General features: G+C 71.1%; 17 protein-coding genes. 14 read left to right on the forward strand and 3 right to left on the reverse strand.

All coding sequences use genetic code 11. From position 1 onward, the window contains the following. The first annotated feature begins 18 nt into the window (after positions 1-18). From atpA to AOP78_RS02895, 11 genes are all read left to right on the forward strand, one after another. Positions 19-1,653 carry a F0F1 ATP synthase subunit alpha gene (gene atpA / locus AOP78_RS02845; RefSeq protein ID WP_062201276.1) on the forward strand — a complete coding sequence of 545 codons (1,635 nt, stop codon included), beginning with the start codon at positions 19-21 and terminating at the stop codon, positions 1,651-1,653. Between the two features lie 5 nt (positions 1,654-1,658). Beyond that, entirely contained in the window at positions 1,659-2,555 is an 897-nt protein-coding gene (locus tag AOP78_RS02850) for a F0F1 ATP synthase subunit gamma (protein WP_062201280.1), read from the forward strand. 17 nt (positions 2,556-2,572) lie between these two features. After that, entirely contained in the window at positions 2,573-4,078 is a 1,506-nt protein-coding gene (gene atpD / locus AOP78_RS02855) for a F0F1 ATP synthase subunit beta (protein ID WP_062201284.1), read from the forward strand. A gap of 3 nt (positions 4,079-4,081) precedes the next feature. Then, a complete protein-coding gene (locus AOP78_RS02860) occupies positions 4,082-4,354 on the forward strand; it encodes a F0F1 ATP synthase subunit epsilon (RefSeq protein ID WP_062201288.1) in 273 nt (90 codons plus the stop codon). Positions 4,355-4,359: 5 nt separating this feature from the next. Beyond that, positions 4,360-5,055, forward strand: a complete 696-nt coding sequence (gene nucS / locus AOP78_RS02865) for an endonuclease NucS (RefSeq protein WP_062201291.1) — start codon at positions 4,360-4,362, stop codon at positions 5,053-5,055. A 45-nt stretch (positions 5,056-5,100) separates the two neighbouring features. Further along, positions 5,101-6,390 carry an MFS transporter gene (locus AOP78_RS02870; RefSeq protein ID WP_062201293.1) on the forward strand — a complete coding sequence of 430 codons (1,290 nt, stop codon included), beginning with the start codon at positions 5,101-5,103 and terminating at the stop codon, positions 6,388-6,390. A 59-nt stretch (positions 6,391-6,449) separates the two neighbouring features. Further along, complete coding sequence (locus AOP78_RS02875) at positions 6,450-7,205, forward strand: MerR family transcriptional regulator (RefSeq protein ID WP_160297585.1); 756 nt, start codon at positions 6,450-6,452, stop codon at positions 7,203-7,205. Between the two features lie 57 nt (positions 7,206-7,262). After that, positions 7,263-8,711: a GH1 family beta-glucosidase gene (locus AOP78_RS02880; protein WP_062201299.1), complete on the forward strand. Its 1,449-nt coding sequence runs from the start codon at positions 7,263-7,265 to the stop codon at positions 8,709-8,711. 30 nt (positions 8,712-8,741) lie between these two features. Continuing rightward, the gene (locus AOP78_RS02885; RefSeq protein WP_062201303.1) at positions 8,742-9,053 is read left to right on the forward strand and encodes an Rv1322 family protein; all 312 of its coding nucleotides are present in this window, start codon (positions 8,742-8,744) and stop codon (positions 9,051-9,053) included. Then, positions 9,034-9,810, forward strand: coding sequence for an alpha/beta hydrolase (locus AOP78_RS02890; protein ID WP_439645005.1), 777 nt, complete (start codon positions 9,034-9,036; stop codon positions 9,808-9,810). The genes AOP78_RS02885 and AOP78_RS02890 overlap by 20 nt, the downstream gene beginning before the upstream one ends. A 110-nt stretch (positions 9,811-9,920) precedes the next feature. Further along, positions 9,921-10,682, forward strand: a complete 762-nt coding sequence (locus AOP78_RS02895) for an alpha/beta fold hydrolase (RefSeq protein WP_160297586.1) — start codon at positions 9,921-9,923, stop codon at positions 10,680-10,682. An 89-nt stretch (positions 10,683-10,771) separates the two neighbouring features. Here the strand turns inward: AOP78_RS02895 and AOP78_RS02900 are convergent, their stop codons facing one another. Both AOP78_RS02900 and AOP78_RS02905 read right to left on the reverse strand, forming a co-directional pair. Further along, positions 10,772-11,173: a hypothetical protein gene (locus tag AOP78_RS02900; RefSeq protein ID WP_062201311.1), complete on the reverse strand. Its 402-nt coding sequence runs from the start codon at positions 11,171-11,173 to the stop codon at positions 10,772-10,774. 5 nt (positions 11,174-11,178) lie between these two features. Further along, positions 11,179-14,046, reverse strand: coding sequence for an SPFH domain-containing protein (locus tag AOP78_RS02905; RefSeq protein ID WP_062201317.1), 2,868 nt, complete (start codon positions 14,044-14,046; stop codon positions 11,179-11,181). Positions 14,047-14,213: 167 nt separating this feature from the next. Between AOP78_RS02905 and AOP78_RS02910 the strand changes: the two genes are divergently transcribed. The 3 genes from AOP78_RS02910 to AOP78_RS02920 are packed head-to-tail and all read left to right on the forward strand — an operon-like array spanning position 14,214 to position 17,175. After that, entirely contained in the window at positions 14,214-15,254 is a 1,041-nt protein-coding gene (locus AOP78_RS02910; protein WP_062201321.1) for a hypothetical protein, read from the forward strand. Further along, complete coding sequence (locus AOP78_RS02915) at positions 15,251-16,228, forward strand: DUF8094 domain-containing protein (RefSeq protein WP_062201323.1); 978 nt, start codon at positions 15,251-15,253, stop codon at positions 16,226-16,228. Before AOP78_RS02910 ends, AOP78_RS02915 begins: the two co-directional genes overlap by 4 nt. 17 nt (positions 16,229-16,245) lie before the next feature. Then, complete coding sequence (locus tag AOP78_RS02920; protein ID WP_062201327.1) at positions 16,246-17,175, forward strand: co-chaperone YbbN; 930 nt, start codon at positions 16,246-16,248, stop codon at positions 17,173-17,175. Positions 17,176-17,253: 78 nt separating this feature from the next. Here the strand turns inward: AOP78_RS02920 and glgB are convergent, their stop codons facing one another. Next, complete coding sequence (gene glgB / locus AOP78_RS02925; RefSeq protein WP_062201330.1) at positions 17,254-19,419, reverse strand: 1,4-alpha-glucan branching protein GlgB; 2,166 nt, start codon at positions 19,417-19,419, stop codon at positions 17,254-17,256. Positions 19,420-19,527 lie beyond the last annotated feature (108 nt).

Consider the following 19,527-nt stretch of genomic DNA (forward strand, 5'->3'; position numbering starts at 1 on the left):
ACCGACAGGAGACAGGTCATGACTGACGTGACGATCAGCCCCGAGGAGATCCGGGCTGCTCTCGACAACTACGTGAAGTCGTATGAGCCCAAGGGCGCGGTCGCCGACGAGGTCGGCACCGTCACCCTCGCGGCCGATGGCATCGCGCAGGTGGAGGGCCTCCCGGGCTGCATGGCGAACGAGCTGCTGCGCTTCGAGGACGGCACGCTCGGACTCGCGCTGAACCTCGACGTCCGCGAGATCGGTGTCGTCGTCCTCGGCGAGTTCACCGGCATCGAGGAGGGGCAGGCCGTGCAGCGCACGGGCGAGGTCCTCTCGGTCGCCGTCGGCGACGGCTACATGGGCCGCGTCGTGGACCCGCTGGGCAACCCGATCGACGGCCTGGGCGACATCGCGACCGAGGGCCGCCGTGCGCTCGAGCTGCAGGCGCCGGGCGTCATGGTCCGCAAGTCGGTCCACGAGCCGCTCCAGACCGGCCTCAAGGCCGTCGACGCGATGATCCCGATCGGCCGTGGCCAGCGTCAGCTGATCATCGGCGACCGCCAGACCGGCAAGACCGCGATCGCGATCGACACGATTATCAACCAGAAGGCGAACTGGGAGACCGGCGACCCCACGAAGCAGGTCCGCTGCATCTACGTCGCGATCGGTCAGAAGGGCTCGACCATCGCCTCGGTGCGTGGCGCGCTCGAGGACGCCGGCGCGCTCGAGTACACGACGATCGTCGCGGCTCCCGCCTCGGACCCTGCGGGCTTCAAGTACCTCGCGCCCTACACCGGCTCGGCCATCGGCCAGCACTGGATGTACGACGGCAAGCACGTTCTGATCGTCTTCGATGACCTGTCGAAGCAGGCGGAGGCCTACCGCGCGGTGTCGCTGCTCCTTCGTCGTCCCCCGGGCCGCGAGGCCTACCCTGGTGACGTCTTCTACCTGCACTCCCGTCTGCTGGAGCGTTGCGCGAAGCTGTCCGACGACATGGGCGCCGGCTCGATGACCGGCCTGCCCGTCATCGAGACCAAGGCGAACGACGTGTCGGCGTACATCCCGACCAACGTCATCTCCATCACCGACGGCCAGATCTTCCTCCAGTCGGACCTGTTCAACGCGAACCAGCGCCCCGCGATCGACGTCGGTATCTCGGTGTCCCGCGTCGGTGGCTCCGCGCAGGTCAAGGCCATGAAGAAGGTCTCCGGAACGCTCAAGATCGACCTGGCGCAGTACCGCTCGCTCGAGGCGTTCGCGATGTTCGCGTCCGACCTCGACGCCGCCTCGCGTCAGCAGCTCACCCGTGGTGCGCGACTCATGGAGCTGCTCAAGCAGCCCCAGTACTCGCCGTACCCCGTGGAGGAGCAGGTCGTCTCGATCTGGGCCGGCACGAAGGGCAAGCTCGACAAGATCGCGCTCGCCGACGTGCTGCGCTTCGAGCGTGAGCTGATCGACCACCTGCGTCGCAACACGTCGGTGCTCGACGACATCGCCTCCTCGGGCCAGCTGTCCGACGAGACCGAGGCCGCTCTCGCGTCCGCAGTCGACGACTACCTCTCGACGTTCCTCGAGACCGAGGGCACCGAGCTCACCACCACCGCCTCGATCGAGGGCGGCGGCGAGGCCGGAGTCGAGCAGGAGCAGATCGTCAAGAACGGGAAGAAGTAGGGTCGATGAGTGGCAAGCAGCGCGAGTACCGGGGGCGGATCCGGTCCACGCAGTCGCTGAAGAAGATCTTCCGCGCGATGGAGCTGATCGCTGCCTCGCGCATCGGGAAGGCTCGTCAGCGACTGGGTGAGGCCGCTCCCTACACCCGTGCCATCCAGCGCGCGATCAGCTCGGTCACCTACCACTCGAACACGGACCACCCGTTGACTTCCGAGCGCGACGACACCAACAGGGTCGCCGTGCTGGTCATCACCGCGGACCGTGGCATGGCGGGTGCCTACTCGGCGAACGTCCTGCGCGAGGCGGAGCGCCTGCGCGAGCGCCTCGAGTCCGAGGGCAAGGAGGTGGCGCAGTACGCCGCCGGCCGCAGGGCTGTGTCGTACTACAAGTTCCGCCACCGTGACCTCGTGGCCACGTGGGACGACGGCTCCGACTCGCCGACCTTCGACCGTGCGATCGAGATCGCGGACACGCTGCACGCAGCGTTCCTGGCCGACGCGGACAAGGGCGGGGTCTCCGAGATCCACGTCGTCTACACGCGCTTCAACTCGATGGTGAAGCAGGAGCCGTGGGTGCTCCGCATGCTCCCCATCGAGGTCGTCGAGGGTGTCGCGGAGACCACCGACGAGGTTCCTCCGCTGTACGACTTCGAGCCGGGCGCCGAAGAGGTGCTCGACGCGTTGTTCCCGCGGTACCTCCGTGCCCGCATCTTCACGTGTCTTCTGCAGGCCGCTGCGTCGGAGCTGGCGAACCGCCAGCGCGCGATGAACACCGCGGTCACCAACGCGGAGGACATCATCCGTCAGTACACCCGACTCGCCAACTCGGCGCGTCAGTCAGAGATTACCCAGGAAATCAGCGAGATCGTCTCGGGCGCGGATGCGCTCGCGGCGGGTTCGTGATCGGAAGCGAGAGAGTGATGACTCCTACTGCGAAGACCGCCTCCACCGTCGGCGACCAGGTCGACGAGGCCACCCCCGCGGCCCGCGGCCCGGTCACCGGTCGCGTCGCTCGAGTGATCGGCCCCGTGGTCGACATCGAGTTCCCCGCGGACGCGATCCCCGACATCTACCACGCGCTCACCACCGAGATCGACCTGTCGAGCCAGGGCGAGGACGAGGGCGTGCTGCACATGACCCTCGAGGTCGCCCAGCACCTCGGCGACAACATGGTCCGTGCGGTCGCGCTCAAGCCGACCGACGGTCTCGTGCGCGGCGCGACCGTGACCGACACGGGCAAGCCGATCTCGGTCCCGGTCGGCGACGTCACGAAGGGCCACGTGTTCAACGTGACCGGTGAGGTCCTGAACGCCGAGCCCGACGAGAAGCTCGAGATCACCGAGACCTGGCCCATCCACCGCAAGCCCCCGGCCTTCGACCAGCTCGAGTCGAAGACCTCCATGTTCGAGACGGGTATCAAGGTCATCGACCTCCTCACCCCGTACGTGCAGGGTGGAAAGATCGGCCTCTTCGGTGGTGCGGGCGTCGGCAAGACGGTCCTCATCCAGGAGATGATCTACCGCGTCGCCAACAACCACAACGGTGTCTCCGTGTTCGCCGGCGTCGGCGAGCGCACGCGTGAGGGCAACGACCTCATCCAGGAGATGACCGAGTCCGGCGTCATCAAGCAGACGGCCCTCGTGTTCGGCCAGATGGACGAGCCGCCGGGCACGCGTCTGCGCGTCGCGCTGTCCGCCCTGACCATGGCGGAGTACTTCCGCGACGTTCAGAAGCAGGACGTGCTGCTGTTCATCGACAACATCTTCCGCTTCACGCAGGCGGGCTCCGAGGTGTCGACCCTGCTCGGCCGCATGCCGTCCGCGGTGGGCTACCAGCCGAACCTCGCCGACGAGATGGGTCAGCTGCAGGAGCGCATCACCTCGACGCGTGGTCACTCGATCACGTCGCTCCAGGCGATCTACGTCCCTGCCGACGACTACACCGACCCGGCGCCTGCCACGACGTTCGCGCACCTCGACGCGACCACCGAGCTCAGCCGTGAGATCGCGTCGAAGGGTCTGTACCCTGCGGTCGACCCGCTGACCTCGACCTCGCGCATCCTCGACCCGCGCTACGTGGGCAAGGATCACTACGAGGTGGCCAACCAGGTCAAGTCGATCCTCCAGCGCAACAAGGAGCTGCAGGACATCATCGCGATCCTCGGTGTCGACGAGCTGTCCGAGGAGGACAAGGTCATCGTCGCCCGCGCTCGCAAGATCCAGCAGTTCCTGTCGCAGAACACCTACATGGCGACGCAGTTCACCGGCGTCGAGGGCTCGACCGTCCCGCTCAGCGAGACCATCGAGGCCTTCAAGGGCCTGTGCAGCGGCGAGTACGACCACATCGCCGAGCAGGCGTTCTTCAACATCGGTGGCCTCGAGGACCTGGACAAGGCCTGGACGCGCATCCAGAAGGAGATCGGCTGACCCATGGCCGCGACCATCACCGTTTTCATCGTCGCCCCGGACCAGACGCTCTGGTCCGGGGAGGCGCGGTCGGTGTCCGCTCCCACGGTGGAGGGGTACATCGGCCTCCTCCCCAGCCATGAGCCGGTGCTCGCGGTCCTGAACCCGGGCACGGTCGGCGTCGTCTCCGAGGACGGCAAGCGTGACGAGGTGGAGATCACCGGCGGCTTCCTGTCGTTCGACCAGGACGCGGTGACCATCGTCACCGATCCGCGTCCGGGCATCCCGCTCCCGTAAGGATCATGCGGGTCGTCATCGCCCGCTGTGCCGCCCGCTACACCGGGCGGCTCAGCGCGCACCTTCCTCTCGCCACGCGGGCCATCATGGTCAAGGCGGACGGCTCGGTGCTGCTGCATTCGGACGGTGGCTCCTACAAGCCGCTCAACTGGATGAGCCCGCCGTGCACGATGCGGGAGGTCGAGCCCGAGCCCGAGGCCGTGGAGCGCGGTGTCGACCGCGTGTGGGTCGTCCAGCATCAGAAGTCGGACGACCGTCTCGAGATCGACCTTCACGAGGTCCTGTCGGACACGGAGCACGAGCTCGGCGTCGACCCCGGGCTCGTCAAGGACGGAGTCGAGGCGCACCTTCAGGAGCTCCTCGCGGAGCAGGTCCACCTGCTGGGCGAGGGCCACACCCTCGTGCGGCGCGAGTACATGACCGCGATCGGCCCGGTGGACATCCTCGCTCGTGACTCGGCGGGCTCGGCCGTCGCCGTCGAGATCAAGCGACGGGGCGAGATCGACGGCGTCGAGCAGCTCACGCGCTACCTCGAGCTCATGAACCGTGACCCGCTGCTCGCGCCCGTCACCGGCGTCTTCGCGGCGCAGGAGATCAAGCCTCAGGCGCGCGTGCTCGCGGAGGATCGTGGGATCCGCTGCCTGCTGCTCGACTACGAGGGCATGCGTGGGGCCGAGGACCTCTCCACGAGGCTCTTCTGATCCACCGCTTGACCCTGACGTAGCGTCAGGGTTGATGCTCGTCGCATGAACCTCTCGACGACCGGCTATCTAGCGGCCTCCTTCCTGTCCGCGCTCGGCAACTCGGCGGCGGCGGTCGCCCTCCCTCTCGTGATCCTCACGACCACGGGCGACCCCCTGTCGACCGGCATCGTCGCGGCGGCGACCGCCGTGCCCACCATCGTGGTCGGCCTCGTCGCCGGGGTCGTCGTGGATCGCGCCAATCGGCGCGACGTGGCGGTGGTCTCCGACGTCGTCTCCGCGCTCGCCGTCGTCGCGATCCCCGTGGTCGACGGCGCGATCGGGCTGTCGCTCGGCTGGTTCATCGGGCTCGCGATCGCGGGGGCGGTCGGGGATGCCCCCGGCGCCTCCGCGCGCGAGGCCATGGCTCCCGCGATCGCCCGTGCGTCCGGCGCCGGGCTGGACCGGGTGCTCGGCTTCGTCCAGGGCGCCACGGCACTGGCCATGGTCGCCGGTCCCGCCCTCGCGGGAGGCGTGATCGCCGTCTCAGGGCCCACCGCGGTGCTGGGGGTGACGGCGGCTGCCTCGGCGCTCGCCGCGGGCGCGGGCCTCCTGGTGCCCCGGCACGCGGGGGCCGTGGACGATTCGCGGGGCGGGGACGATGCGGTAGCCAGGGACGATGCCTCGCCCCGCCTGGGCAGTGCGGACACGGCCTCGGGCGGGGGAGCGTGGGGGGCGATGCTCAGCCTGCGGGAGGGGTGGCGGGTGCTCGCGGGCAGCCCGACGCTCGCGTGGGCGACCGTCCTGTCGGCGGGCTCGGTCGCGGTGACCGGCTCGCTGCAGGGGCTCGTGCTGCCGGCCTACGCGCTCCGGATCGATCGCCCGGGTCTCGCGGGAGCGGTGCTCGCGGCGTTCGCCGGCGCGGCCATCGTCGGAGCACTCGCCTACGGGGCCCTGGCCGACGGCCGAACGCGGCGTGCGTGGTTCGTCGGGGGAGTGGCGGGGGCGCTCGTCGGCCTCGTCATCATCGCCCCGCTGAGCTCTCCGACGCTCGTGATCGCCGGCGCCGCGGTCCTGGGCCTGTCCGCGGGCCCGCTCAACTCGGCGATCGGCGCCGCCCTGGTCGACCTCACTCCCGACCGCGCGCGTGGCCGGGTGCTCGCGGTGCAGAACGCGTTCGTGCTCGCCGCGGTGCCGCTCGGCGTCCTCGGCGCCGGCCTCCTGGCAGGCAAGGCGGGGCTGAGCGCGGCGACCTGGGCCGGGGTCGCCATGTGGACAGGGATCACCCTGATCGCCGCCTTCGCGCCCGCGATGAGAGGCCTCGACGCGGGCGGGCGGGCGCGCGAGCGCGGGTGACGGGGACCGGGACGACGCCCCCGGCCCCCGCATCGTCCCTGCTGGATAGACTCATGCCCATGCGTTCCGCCGAGGCCGCGCGGCTCGCGGGGGTGACCCCGCGGACGCTCAGGCACTATCACCAGCTCGGGATCGTGGAGGAGCCGCCGCGGGCGGCGAACGGGTATCGCGAGTACTCGATCGAGCACGTCGCGCGCGTGATCCGGGTGCGGCGGCTCGCCGACCTCGGGGTACCTCTCGAGAGCACCCCTGATCTGCTCGACGGCGACGGCGGCGCGGAGGAGGCGCTCGAGCGGCTCGATGACACGCTCGCCGAGCAGATCGCGCTTCTCGAGCGGCGCCGCGCCGAGCTCGCCGAGATCCGCTCCTCCCGCAGGGCCCCGGACCTGGAGGCGGAGATCGCGCCCTTCGTCGAGGTCCTCACCGACGGCCTCACCGAGGAGCTCGCGGCGCTCGCGACCCACGAGATGGTGCTCGGATACCAGGTCACGCCTGAGGCGCAGCGTGGTGAGTATGCGCGCGTCATGGCGCCGCTGCTCTCGCCGGCGGTTCGCGCGCGGCTGCGGGCGCTCAACGTGCGCCTGAGCGAGATCCCCGACGACGCCGAGCCGGGGGTGGTCGACGCCCTGGCCCGTGACATCGTCCGCTTCAATCTGGACGACCTCCCGCGCACGGACCTGCGCGAGCAGACGGCCTCGCAGGCGCTCGCGCTCGAGGCGGTGGACGCCTACTGGGCGGCGCGGGTGCGCCCGGTGCAACGTCGGGTGATCGCGGCCGCGGGGGCCGCGGTGGCGGAGGCGATGCGCGAGGGGTGAGCGGGAAACCGGTTGGCTCAGGCCCGCGGATCGAAACGTTTCGGTAGAATCGTCGCCATGACTCAGCGCTTCCCCCAGGACTTCCTGCTCGGCGCCGCCACGGCGTCCTACCAGATCGAGGGAGGCGCGGCCGAGGGCGGCCGCGGCGTCTCCATCTGGGACACGTTCTCCCACACGCCCGGCAAGGTCGTCGGCGGCGACACCGGCGACGTCGCGTGCGACCACTTCCACCGCTGGGAGACGGACATCGACATGATGGCCGACCTCGGCCTCCAGGCGTACCGCTTCTCGATCGCGTGGCCGCGCGTCCAGCCGACCGGCACCGGCGCGTTCAACGAGGAGGGCATCGCGTTCTATCGCGGCATCGTCGACCGCCTCAAGGCCAAGGGCATCGCGCCGATGGTCACGCTCTACCACTGGGATCTCCCGCAGGCGCTCGAGGACAAGGGCGGCTGGCTCAGCCTCGACACGGTCGACGCGTTCGTCGCGTACGCGGTCCGCATGGTCGAGGAGCTCGGCGCGGACGTCGAGTTCTGGACGACGTTCAACGAGCCGTGGGTCGCGTCCTTCGTGGGCTACGGCGCGGGCGCGCACGCCCCCGGCCACGCAGACGACGTCGAGGCGCTCACGGCCGCGCATCACCTCAATCTCGCGCATGCCCGCGCCTACCGCGCGATGAAGGCTCTGCGTTCCGAGCTCCAGGTCGGGCTCGTCAACAACTGCCACACGCCCCGTCCCTGGGACCCGTCCAACCCGAAGGACCGGTGGGCCGCCGAGCACATCGACGCGCTCGCCAACACGATGTTCCACGAGCCGTTCATCGCCGGCACGTATCCCGCGGTGCTGAAGCCGAACACCGCGCACCTCACCGACTGGTCCTTCGTGCACGAGGGCGACCTCGACGAGATGAAGGGCGCCGTCGACTGGTTCGGCGTGAACTACTACGCCTCGCACCTGGTGCGGCACAACCCGCACAAGGCGGCCGCGGTCTCCGACGTCGCGACGCTCGCCGACGGGCACAAGGCCGGCGCGAACTCGCCCTGGCCCGGCGACGAGGAGATCGAGTTCCTCCAGCCGCTCGGCGACCAGACCGCGATGGGCTGGAACATCGACCCCGACGCGCTGCACGCGCACCTGCTCAAGATCCATCGCGAGACGGGCAAGCCGATCTACGTGACCGAGAACGGCTCCGCCTGGGACGATGCGGTGGGCGCCGACGGCCGGGTCAGGGACGATGCGCGCATCGCCTACTTCAGGTCCCACCTGGCGGCGGTGCTCGCGGCGGTCGACGAGGGCGCGGACGTGCGCGGCTACCTCGCGTGGTCGCTCATGGACAACTTCGAGTGGGCGCAGGGCTACGACAAGCGGTTCGGGCTCGTGCATGTCGACTACGACACGCTCGTGCGCACGTGGAAGGACTCGGCGTACTGGTACCGCGAGACGCTGCGGACGCGCGCGATCGCGCCCGCGTCCGTGGAGATCGAGGCGCCCGCGCGCACGTACTGAGGGGACGCGGCGCTTTCGTAGACTGGCCGCATGCCGTCCAAGCGTCGATCCTCCAAGCGCCCGTACGGACAGCCCCACGAGGAGCTGGACGTCGAGCGCCTCGCTGGATCCGTCGGCGCGAGGCGGGAGATCGGGCCAGGCGGCGAGGAGTACAAGGTCGCCGTGCCGCGACCCACGGACCGCACCTACATCTGCCCCGGCTGCGGCCAGGAGATCGACGGCGCGACGCAGCACATCGTCGCGTGGGCGGTGGACGGGCTGTTCGGGTCGGAGGCGGCCGCGGCCGCGCGGCGCCACTGGCACACGCACTGCTGGAACACCTATGGGAGGACCCGTGGCTGAGGCCGAGGGGGTCGCCGCGGCGGCGACCGACATGACCGAGATCCGCTCGATGACCGTGCTGCCCGCGCTCCGCGAGGAGATCGAGCTCCGCACGGCCGACGGTCTCACCCTCGTGGGTGAGCTCGCGCTGCCGGCGTCGGGGAACGTCGCCGCGACGCTCGTCACGATGCATCCCCTGCCCACGCACGGCGGCTTCATGGACTCGCACGTCTTCCGCAAGGCCGCCTGGCGACTTCCGTATCTGTCCGACATCGCGGTGCTGCGCTTCAACACGCGCGGCACCACGTCGCCGCGAGGCCGCTCCGAGGGCGAGTTCGACGGCGGCGTCGCCGAGGCGAACGACCTGCGCGCGGCGATCGCCTACGTCCACGAGCGGGGCCTTCCGAACGTGTGGGTCGTGGGCTGGAGCTTCGGCACCGAGGTCACGCTCATGCACGGCGCGGACCAGGACATCGCGGGCGCGATCCTCCTGTCGCCGCCCCTGCACCGCGCGCAGCCCGCCGACCTCGAGCGGTGGGCAGCGTCGGGCAAGCCCGTGGCGGCGCTCGTGCCGGAGCACGACGACTTCCTGAAGCCCGACGAGGCCCGCGCGCGCTTCGCGCCGCTCACGCAGCTCGAGCTCGTCGCCGTGCCGGACGCGAAGCACCTGTGGGTAGGGGAGAGGTTCGTGAGGATCGTGCTCGACGAGATCGTCTCGCGGGTCGCGCCGGGCCGCGCGCCATTGCCGACGCATGTGCCCTCGTCCGTGGTGCAATAGAAGCGTTCGTGCTCCTCGGTGCCGCCAGGTGCCGTCTCGCTGAAGCGGTGCCGTCCAGCATCGTCCCTCTGAAGCATCGTCCATCCGCAACGCTCGTGAAGGAGGAGACCGTGAGCGTGATCCCCGACGGCACCCCGGTGGTGCTGCTGAACGCCTTCCCCGTCGACAGGGCACAGTGGGACCCGCTGATCGACGCCCTCGCGGACATCGACGCATTCCCCGGCGACGTCATCTCCTTCGACATGCCCGGCATCGGCGAGATGCCGATCCCCGACGACGAGCCTTCTCTCGAGCTGATCGCCGACGCCGCGGTCGCGGCGATGCGCGAGACGACGGGGCACGATGCGGCCGTCTGGATCGGGTGCTCGATGGGCGGGTACGTCGCGATGGCCGTCGCGGAGCGTCACCCTGACGCCGTCGCCGGCCTGGGGCTCATCGCGACGCGGGCGACCGCGGACACCGAGGAGGCGCACGCGAAGCGCCTTGCGACCGCCGAGGCGGTCGAGGGAACGACCGGAGTCGACGACCCGCGTGGGATGGCCGAGGGGCTGATCGGCACCCACGGCGACCGTCGGGAGGGACTCGTCGCGTCGATCTCGACGAATATCGCGCAGCACAGCGGGGACGGCATCGCGTGGGGTCAGAGGGCCATGGCCGCGCGGCCGGATCGCGTCGAGGTCCTCAAGGAGATCGACGGGCCCGCAGCGGTCATCGGGGGAGCGCTCGACGGCCTTGTCGGAGCGGAGGAGCTCCAGCTGATGGCGGACGCGCTCGGCGTCGAGGTCACGATGGTCGACGGCGTCGGCCACCTGGCGGCCTTCGAGGCGCCGCTCGAGGTCGCGCGGCTGCTCGCGCCGCTCACGTCTGCCTGACTCCGCTCGCGTCGACCGGGGCCCTTGCGCGTCGGCCTCGATGTGTGGGGCCGCAACCGGACGGACGTCCCGGCTCGGGACGCCGCGCGCTACTCCTTGCCGAGCAGCCGGTCGAGCGCCACCGCGAGAGGGATCGACTCGCCGTCCCTGCCTCCGCGGCCGAGCTCGAGCGGCGGGTCGGACGGTTCCACGCGCGTGCCGCGCACGCGCTCCAGCAGCCCGCCCTGCACGGACATGACGTAGAACTCGCCGTCGGCGCCGACGGCCACCGAGCGGTCGCGCTTGAGGTACCAGCCCTCGACCTGCGTGCGGTACGTGCCGCGTCCGTCGTAGCCTCGCGCGGTGAGAGGCCCAGGCGTGAGCCCGGCCTCGCGCGCCTCGTCGATGAACCGGGCGAGCAGCGCGCGGGCCTGGGCGGCCTCGACCGCCCTGGCCCGCTCCAGGGCCGATGCGCGCAGCTGCGAGTCGTGCGGCTCGGCCCCTGTCGTCATGCGGCTCAGGCCTCGGTGGGCTTCGAGGCGCCGGCCTCCGCGGCCGCCGCCGCGCTGAGCTTCTGCGCGGCGGCGAGGTTCGAGACGGGGTCGGACCCGAGCAGCGACCGGAGGTCGTCGAGGTAGGTCGTGATCGACTCGCGCTGGCGGTTGAGCTCCTCGACCTCCTTGGCGGCCATGGTGCGCTCGCGCTCGGAGTCGGTGACGGCCTCGGACATGATCGTCTCGGCGTGCTCGCGCGCGCCGCTGACGATCTCGTCCGCATTGTTGCGGGCGTTGGTGAGGAGCGTGCCGGCGTGGGCCTCGGCCTCGCGGCGGACCACCTCGGCGCGCTCGAGGGCGGCGGACAGCCGCTCCTCGGCCTCCGCGGCGCGCACGTTGGCCTCCTCGACCATCGCCGCGTTCTCCGCGGTGGCCTCCTCGTGGAGCTGGTTGAGGGCCTGCTCCGCCGATTCGCGACGCTGGACGATCTCGATCTGCAGGTCCTCGCGGGTGCGGCGCGCCTCCTCGCGTGCGGACTCGACGTCGGCGTGGGCGACGCTGCGCAGCTGCTGGGCCTCGGCCTTGGCCTGCTCGACCATGAGGCGTGCCTCGGCGCGTGCCGACGCCAGCGCCGCAGCGCCCTCCTCCTCGGACCGCGCCCGCAGCGTGTTGGCCTCGTTCGTCGCCGCGGTGACGACGTCGCGCGCCTGCGACTGGCCGACGGCCAGCGCCTGCTCGGCCTCCTGCTCGGCCGCATCGAGCGCGGACTGCGCGCTCGCGCGGGTCGCGGCCGCGTACTGGTCCGCCTCGGAGCGCGTCAGGCGGTCGTAGGTCTCCGCCTCCTCGCGCGTCGCCTTGGCGTCGTCGGCAGCGGTCGCCCGCAGCTCGTCCGCGTACCGGTCGGCCGCGGTGCGCTGCGCCTGCGAGTACTTGTCGGCGCCCGCACGGGTGTCGCGGCTGTACGCGTCGGCCTCGGCCGCCATCGCCTGCCCCTGGGCGTCGGCGTCGGCGCGCACCGCCTTGGCGTAGCTGTCCGCGTCGGCGCGAGCCGCGTCGGTCTCGGCCGCGAGCGCCACGCGGGTGTCGCGGACGTAGCCGTCGGTCTCCGCACGGGTGGCGCGGCTGTAGTCGTTCGCCTCGGCGCGGAGCATCTCCCCGGCGGCCACCGCTGCCGCGCGGGTGTCGGCGCCGTAGACGTCTGCCTGCGCGCGGGTCGACTCGGAGTACTGGTCGGCCTCCGTGTGGGCGTCGCGGTTGTACGCGTCGGCCTGGAGGCGCACGGTCTCCGCGTACTGGTCGGCCTCGACGCGGGTGTCTCGACCGTACGCGTCGGCCTGGAGCCGCGTGTTCTCCGCGTAGGCGTCCGCGTCCTTGCGCGTCTCCTTCGCGTAGCCATCAGCCTGGGAGGACACGGTCTCGGCGTACTGGTCCGCCTCGGCGCGCGTGCCGCGCGTGTAGTCGTCGGCCTGGGTCTTCGACGTCTCGAGGTAGGTGTCGGCCTCGGCGCGCTTGTCGCGCGCGTAGGCGTCCGCCTGCGACTTCACGGAGTCGGCATAGGTGTCGCCCTCGGTGCGCTTGTCGCGGACGAATGCCTCTGCCTGGGCGCGCAGCGTGCTCGCGTACGAGTCGGCCTCGGTGCGCGCGTCGCGGCTGTAGCCGTCCGCCTGGGCCCGGGTCGAGTCCGAGTAGGTGTCGGCGTCGACCGTGACGCGGTCGGCGTGCTGGTCGGCCTCGGTCCTGGTGGTCTTCGCGTAGGCGTCCGTCTCCGCGGTGACGCGGTCGGCGTGCTGGTCGGCCTCGGTCCTGGTGGTCTTCGCGTAGGCGTCCGCGGCCTCGCGTGCGGCGGCGATCTCCGCGGCCAGCACGGCGCGGTTCTCCTTGACGTAGGTGTCGGCCTCGGCGCGCACCTCCTTGCCGTACGCCTCGGCCTCGGCGCGGAGCGCGGCGATCTCGCGGCTTCCGGCCTCGCGCATCGCGGCGACGTCGGCCTCGGCCTGCGAGAGGATCCCCGCGGCCTCCTCGTTCGCGGCGCGCACCGACGCCTGTCCCTCGGCCCGCAGCGCGGCGGCCTCGTTGTCCGCGGAGTTGCGGATGTCGGCGATCTCGGCGTCCGCGGTCGCGCGCAGCTCCGCGACCTCCGTCTCCTGACGCGTCCTGTCGGCGAGCGCCGACTCGAGGATCTGCTCGGCCTCGGCGCGCAGGCGCTCGGCCTCGGCGGCGGCGGACGCGGACGTGCTCTCGGCCTCGGCTCGCGCCGCCTCGACCATCTCGGTCGCCTCGCGCTGACTCGTCACGCGCTGCTCGGTGACCTCGCGCTCGACGGTCGCGCGAAGCGTGTGCAGCTCGCGGTCCACGGACGCCTTGCGCTCGGTCGCGTCGCTGTCCGCGGTGGCCACGATGCGCTCGGACTCCCGCTTGGCGCGCTCCGCGACCTCGGCGGCATGACGCTCCGCGGCCTCGCGGGTGGAGATCCCCTCGTTCTCGGCCTGCGTGCGGATCTCGTCGGCCTCGCGGCGGCTCTGCGCGAGGATCTCGGCGACCTCGTTGTCGGCACGGGCACGAATCTGCTGCGCGGCCACGTTTGCGCGCGCGACCGTGTCCTGCGCGTGGGTGTTCGCTCGGGCGACGACGTCCGACGACTGCTCCTCCGCGGAGCGCAGGAGCTGCTCGACGCGGGCACCGAGCCCCTTGTAGGTGGGCTGGTCCGCCTCGCGCAGGGACTTGTTCGCGTCCTCTGCGGCCTTGGCGGCCTTGGCCGCCTCGGCGCGGGCCGACTCGGCCTCCTTGCGTGCGGACGACGCCTCGTCCTCGAGCCGAGCGATGTGGGCCGCGACCGCCTCGCGGTCGAAACCGCGCATCGTGATCGGGAAGGGGAGGCTGTCCTCGGCCATGCTGGGGGTCTCCTTGTACAAGGGGGTCGGGCGCTGCGCGGGGGAGCGTCAGCGGCTCCCCCCAGGGTAGTGGGGCCCCCTCAGAACTGACAAAGCGGTCAGGGCCGATGTGCCACCTCCATGCGTTGTCTCCTACAGTGTTGTGTGGATATTTGGAGGTCTCACCCTTGAAGTTGCGTACAACCGCGCTGATCGCCGGGCTTCTCGGCGTCGTCGCGCTGGTCGTCGGACTGGTCGCTCAGACGCAGCGACCAGAGTCGGCGGTCACCGTGCCTGGCAGCGTCGACACCGCCGCCGTGGTCGTCCCGGCAGACATGCTCGCCTTCGCCGACGGCGGCCGCTACGCGGTCGACGGCGAGGGCACCGTGCTGGCGTTCTCCGTGCTTCCGGTCGACCTGGAGGCCTGGGCCTCGGACAAGGTGGTCACCTACGTCGAGGGCATGCCCACCTGGGACGGCCTCACGACGACGGTGGCGGACATGGCTCCCGAGCCGTCCGCGTCCCCCTCGGCGTCGGCTGAGGCCGCGGACGATGCGACGAGCGACTCGGGCGACGAGGCGAGCGCGAGCTCCTCGGCGTCGCCGGGCACCGACGAGGTCGAGTACGAGTCTCTCCTCGAGGGGTCGAGCGATCTCTGGCGCGACTCCTGGACGGGGACCGACCGGCTCTCGGTCGGCGCCGCCGACGTGGAGACGGGGCTCGATCTCGTGTTCGTGTCCGAGGACGGCTCCCCATTGACCTCGGTGGATCTGAAGATGTCGCGAGAGGTCAACGACGGCTGGATCACCCCGCTGATCGTGTGGGGCGGGATCCTCACCGCGGTCGGCCTCCTCGCGCTGCTCCTGCTCATCTTCGACGTCCGGCCGGTCCAGGCTCGCGCAGAGGAGTGGATGGCGCATCGCCAGCGCATCGGCGCGGGCGACGAGGGGCCGAAGCCCGGCTCTCGCCGCGCACGGAGGCTCCAGGGCGCGACGATCCCCGAGGCCGAGATCGAGTCCGAGGCCTCCGAGAGCGCGACCGGCGCGGAGGACGCGGCCGCAAGCGCGGATCCTGCCGAGCCCGAGCCCGCACCCGACGAAGGGCCTTCGGAGTCCGACTTCCTTCCGCCGGAGGAGTCGCATGGCGCGACCGACCTCGCCCAGGAGGAGGGCCCGCAGGACGGTGGCACCCACGACGGCGACACCCACGACGAGGAGGAGGACCGATGAGGCGCGCACTTGTCGCACTCGCCACCGCCGCGGCCGTGCTCGCGGTCTCAGGCTGCACCCCGGACGTCCCGGAGCCGGTGACCGCTCCCTCGGTCGAGGCCGGCGCGGCTCTCCAGGACGAGCAGGCCCAGAACGTGATCGACGCCACCTTCGAGGAGCTGGCCCAGGCCGACAAGAAGCTCGACGGCTCGTTGCTGGGCGACCGGGTGGCCGGTCAGGCCAAGCGCGCGCGCCAGGCGCAGTACAAGCTCAAGAAGGACGACAAGAAGTACGAGCTGACGGACATCCCGTCCGAGATGCAGGCCGTCTACCTGCCCGCGGCGGGCGAGTGGCCGCGCGTGATGGCCGCGGTGACGGAGCAGCCGGACGACGACCTCACGCCGCTCGTGCTCGTCTGGGTGCAGGAGTCGATCGACGACGACTACACGCTCGTGGGCTGGGCGCACATGGTCCCCGGCGCGACCCTCCCGTCGATGCCCGGATCGACGACCGGCACCTCGGTGCTCGAGCTCGACACGGACACCATCGACCCGACCCCGCAGAAGGCCTATGAGGACTACCTCAAGCTCCTGCGCTCGGGCGCGGGCTCGGATCTCGACGACAGCTTCGCGGACGACACCTATCGCCAGCGGCTCTTCGCCGCGCGCAAGGAGCTGACGAAGACCGCGAAGGAGTCCGACGGCGAGTTCGTGGACACGATCAACCCGGACATGGACGGGACCTTCGCGATCGGCACCGCGGACGGCGGGGCCATCGTCTTCGCGCCGCTCACCGTGCGGTCGTCCATCTCCGTGAAGGACGCGACCATCATCATCGCGGACGCCGACAAGCCCCTGGTCGATGGGAAGATCAAGCGCAAGGTGACCTACACCTACGCCGATTTCATCGTCATGTACGTGCCCGGCGCAGGCTCCGACACCCTTCCCGGTGTCGTCGCCGCCGACCACACCCTGATCAAGCTCAGCGCGAGCTGACACATGGAGGTTCCCGAGTGACCGACACACCCCTGCCCGACTCCGCTCTCCGCGGCGCGGTGGATCTCGCCGCGCTCGCGAAGGCCCGCGAGGCCGAGCGCGCGAGCGCACAGAGGAAGGCCTCGGGCGCGCCGACGGCGATCGCGGTGGGCGAGGCGAACCTCCAGGCGCTCGCCGAGCAGTCGATGACCGTGCCGATCGTGATCGTTTTCACGTCGTCGGCCGCGCCCGCGAGCGAGACCCTCGCGCTGGACGTCGAGCGGCTCGCGAGCGAGATGGGTGGCTTCCTGCCGGCCCGTTGCGACGTCGATGCCGAGCGTGGCATGGCGCAGGCGTTCCAGATCAACGCCGTTCCCGCGGCCATGGCGCTCATCGGCGCTCGACCCGCGCCGCTGTTCCAGGGATCGGCGTCAGAGGAGCAGCTCCGTGAGGTGCTCGGCCAGGTGCTCGAGGTCGCGGCGCAGGCCGGCATCCAGGGCCCCGGCGCCGCGGGCGCTCCCGGTGCCGCTGACGAGCCGGCCCCCGAGCCGCCGCTCCCTCCGCTCCATCAGGAGGCTTACGACGCGATCGAGCGCGGGGACATGGACGCGGCCGTGGCCGCGTATGACCAGGCGCTGACGGAGAACCCCAAGGACGCCGACGCGAAGGCCGGCCGCGCCCAGGTGCTGCTGCTCCAGCGCACGCAGGGCGCCGACCCGCAGGCCGTGCGGGCCGCGGCCGCGGCGGCCCCCGACGACGTGGCAGCGCAGCTCGCTGTCGGGGACATCGATGTGCTGGGAGGTCAGATCGAGGACGCCTTCGCTCGACTGCTCGAGATCGGTGCGCGCGTGTACGGCGACGACCGCGATGCGGTGCGCGAGCGGCTCGTGCAGCTCTTCGACGTGGTAGGCCCCCAGGACCCGCGCGTCGTCCAGGGGCGCCGCTCGCTCGCGATGCTCCTCAACTGACGGGACGACCTCGCCTCGAGACGTGGGAAGGGCCTCGCTCCAGCGATGGAGCGAGGCCCTTCCCGTCTCAGGAGCGCGTCAATATCCGGGGCGCAGGATCACCGCGCCGAGCGGCGGGACGCGAAGCGTCGCGGCGTGCTGCCAGCCGCGGTGCGGGACGTCGTCCGCGTGGACGCGGCCCAGATTGCCGACCCCGGAGCCGCCGTACGCCTCGGCGTCGGTGTTGAAGACCTCGTCCCACGCGCCGCCGCGGGGCAGACCCAGGCGGTAGCCCTCGTGCGGCACTCCCGCGAAGTTCACGATGACGGCCACCGGGTAGCCCGAGTCGTCGTAGCGCAGGAACGAGATGATGTTGTGGTCGGAGTCGTCGGCGTCGATCCACTGGAAGCCGGCCGACTCGCTGTCGCGCTGCCACAGCGCGGGGGTCGCGCGGTACAGGTGGTTGAGGTCGCGCAGCATCGCGTGGACGCCGCGGTGCAGCGGGTCGTCGAAGTGCCACCAGTCGAGCGAGCGGCTCTCCGACCACTCGGCCGCCTGGGCGAACTCGGTGCCCATGAAGATCAGCTGCTTGCCAGGGTGGGTCCACTGATACGCGAGCAGCGCGCGCACGCCCGCCGCCTTCTGCCAGTGGTCTCCTGGCATGCGCCCGTAGATCGAGCCCTTGCCGTGGACGACCTCGTCGTGGCTGAGCGGCAGCGTGAAGTGCTCCGAGAACGCGTACATGAGCGAGAACGTGAGCGTGTGGTGGTGGTAGGACCGGTGAACCGGCTCCTCCGACACGTACCTGAGGGTGTCGTTCATCCAGCCCATGTTCCACTTGAGGCCGAAGCCCAGTCCGCCCGCGCTGGTCGGGGCGGTGACGCCCGGCCACGCGGTCGACTCCTCGGCGATCATCACGACGCCGGGCGCGGTGCGGTACGCGGTCGCGTTCGCCTCCTGGAGGAACGCGATCGCATCGAGGTTCTCGCGGCCGCCGTGGATGTTCGGTCGCCACTGACCAGGCTGACGCGAGTAGTCGAGGTAGAGCATCGAGGCGACGGCGTCGACCCTGAGCCCGTCGGCGTGGAACTCGGTGAGCCAGTAGATCGCGTTCGCGACGAGGAAGTTGCGGACCTCGGCGCGACCGTAGTCGAAGATGAAGGTGCCCCAGTCGGGCTGCTCGCCTCGCAGCGGGTCCGGGTGCTCGTACAGCGGCGTGCCGTCGAAGCGGCCGAGGGCCCATTCGTCCTTGGGGAAGTGGCCCGGCACCCAGTCGAGCAGCACGCCGATGCCGGCCTGGTGGAGCGCGTCGATGAGATAGCGGAGGTCGTCGGGGTCGCCGAAGCGCGAGCTCGGGGCGTAGTAGCCCGTGACCTGGTAGCCCCACGAGCCTCCGAAGGGGTGCTCCATGACGGGCATCAGCTCGACGTGCGTGAAGCCGAGGTCGGTGACGTAGCCGACGAGCTCGTCGGCCATCTGCCGGTAGGACAGTCCCTGCCGCCAGGACCCGGGGTGGACCTCGTAGACGCTCATCGCGGACCTGTGCGGCTCCGAGGCGGAGCGCGAGGCCATCCAGGTGTCGTCACCCCACGAGTACTCGCTCGAGGTGACGATCGAGGCGGTGAGAGGGGGGACCTCGGTGCGCCGCGCCATCGGATCGGCCTTCTGGCGCCACTGGCCGTCCTTGCCGAGGATCTCGTACTTGTAGATCGTGCCCTCGGCGACGTCAGGGATGAAGAGCTCCCAGATGCCGGAGGACCCGAGCGAGCGCATCGCGTGGCCTCGGCCCTGCCAGTGGTTGAAGTCGCCGACCACCCTGACGGCGCGGGCGTTGGGGGCCCACACCGTGAACGACGCGCCGACCACGTCACCCAGCACGGAGGGGAAGCGGCGGAGGTTCGCGCCGAGCACGGTCCACAGCCGCTCGTGCCGTCCTTCGCGGATCAGGTGCAGGTCGAGCTCGCCGATCGTGGGGAGGAAGCGGTAGGGGTCGTCCTGCCTGACGGGGTCGCCGTCGTAGGCGACGTGGAGTCGGTAGTCGGGTGCCTCGGCGCCTGGGATGGTGACGGCCCACACGCCGTCCTGCTCATGGCGCGCCTCGAAGCGGCCGTCGAGCGTCTCGACCTCCACCGAGGCCGCGAAGGGCCTCAGCGCGCGGATCGTGACGCCGGCGTCGGACACATGCGGCCCGAGCAGCGAGTGAGGGGAGTGGTGTCGTCCCTGCGCGATATCGGCCATCAGCGCGGGGTCGTGGCCCTCAGGCATCCCTCGCCTCCCTCTCGTTGGCAAGGCGCGACCGCCTCGCGTGGCGGTGAGCGCCGCCGTCGTTGGTGGTCCCGTTCACCCGAGCGTAGGGCATCGTCCCGAGGTTGC

The organism is Demequina salsinemoris (assembly GCF_000974805.1).
Classification (GTDB): domain Bacteria; phylum Actinomycetota; class Actinomycetes; order Actinomycetales; family Demequinaceae; genus Demequina; species Demequina salsinemoris.